Below are 1,155 nucleotides of genomic sequence, written 5' to 3'. Positions count from 1 at the left end.
AGGGTATAGCACTCCCATTTTACCCCATTCCAGACACTCAGAAACGGGGTTTATTTCTTAAATCTTGGTGAAGGAACACCAGATGCTGCCAGAAACCCGATTTCTTTTGCCCAAACCCGCTATTTTAGAGATTTGATGCACAAGTCGGCTACAGTCGGTTAAAATAGATGGCATCCAACCCATTAAATCAGCCCCTTATGGCACTGACCCGAATCACCCCAGAGGGAACCGCAACGATTCCCCCAGAAATTCTCGACTGGCTGCAATTAAAACCGGGAGACCCGATTAATATCGCCATTTCTCCTGATGGCAAAGTCTATTTAGAACCCGTCCCCAAAGCCGCTAAAATTGATGTCCGTACCTTATCGGGTTGTCTCTACGATCCAGACAGAAAACCCGTTTCTCTAGCGGAAATGGAACAAGCCATTGCTGAAGGGGCAGGAGAATCGATGTGAAAGGTTTGGATACCAATGTCATCGTCCGCTTTCTAGTCCGAGACGATGAATCACAATGGCAGCAAGCGGATCGATACATCAATCAAGCCCTAGAAAATCATCAAACCTGCTTGATTAATAATATTGTCCTTTGTGAAGTTGCTTGGGTATTACGCAGTCGGTATAAAATTAAGCGAGACCAACTCATTACTATCCTAGAAACTCTCTTAAATACCAATATTTTTGTATTTGAAAATTCCGATGATATCGCTTGGGCAATTAATCAAATGAAGTCGGGAAATGCTGATTTTTCTGATTATTTGATTGTTCGCATCAATCAACAGGCTGGCTGTGATGAAACCGCATCGTTTGATGTCAAGCTAGGGCAATTATCCCAGGTTTACCGGCTGGGTTCATAAACTCTCAGAAACCGGGTTTCCTTCTTGATTTTTTGTGAATAAACACCAGATGCTGCTAGAAACCGGGTTTCTTTTGCCCGACTACCCAAAAACTCGATTACTCAAGATTCCTAACTTTGCGTAACTCATCCAAAAACTCCTCCCGCGTCACAGACCCTAAAACCTCGCGCCTTTCCTGGGTATAATCTCCCTGTCCACAACCCATTTGTTGCAAAAATCGAATCACATCAGACTGTCCCAAATGACTGACTAAAATCTGATAGCCCTTTTCTCTTAACTCTAATGCGTTCATCATGAAAAAT

General features: G+C 43.3%; 3 protein-coding genes. 2 read left to right on the top strand and 1 reads right to left on the bottom strand.

Annotated features, from left to right (window positions below; genetic code table 11):
* Window positions 1-197: 197 nt before the first annotated feature.
* Both ACTIE0_RS24590 and ACTIE0_RS24585 read left to right on the top strand, forming a co-directional pair.
* The gene (locus ACTIE0_RS24590) at window positions 198-455 is read left to right on the top strand and encodes an AbrB/MazE/SpoVT family DNA-binding domain-containing protein (RefSeq protein ID WP_006668558.1); all 258 of its coding nucleotides are present in this window, start codon (window positions 198-200) and stop codon (window positions 453-455) included.
* Window positions 452-853, top strand: a complete 402-nt coding sequence (locus ACTIE0_RS24585; RefSeq protein WP_006668559.1) for a type II toxin-antitoxin system VapC family toxin — start codon at window positions 452-454, stop codon at window positions 851-853. Before ACTIE0_RS24590 ends, ACTIE0_RS24585 begins: the two co-directional genes overlap by 4 nt.
* Before the next feature lie 97 nt (window positions 854-950).
* On the opposite strand, the gene ACTIE0_RS24580 is transcribed toward ACTIE0_RS24585, so the two are convergent.
* A complete protein-coding gene (locus ACTIE0_RS24580; protein WP_006668560.1) occupies window positions 951-1,148 on the bottom strand; it encodes a hypothetical protein in 198 nt (65 codons plus the stop codon).
* Between the last annotated feature and the right edge of the window lie 7 nt (window positions 1,149-1,155).

It is taken from the genome of Limnospira sp. (assembly GCF_051859755.1).
Lineage (GTDB): Bacteria > Cyanobacteriota > Cyanobacteriia > Cyanobacteriales > Microcoleaceae > Limnospira > Limnospira fusiformis.
Note: the sequence above shows the minus strand (reverse complement) of the source record. Positions and strands in the feature narration are given on the sequence as shown.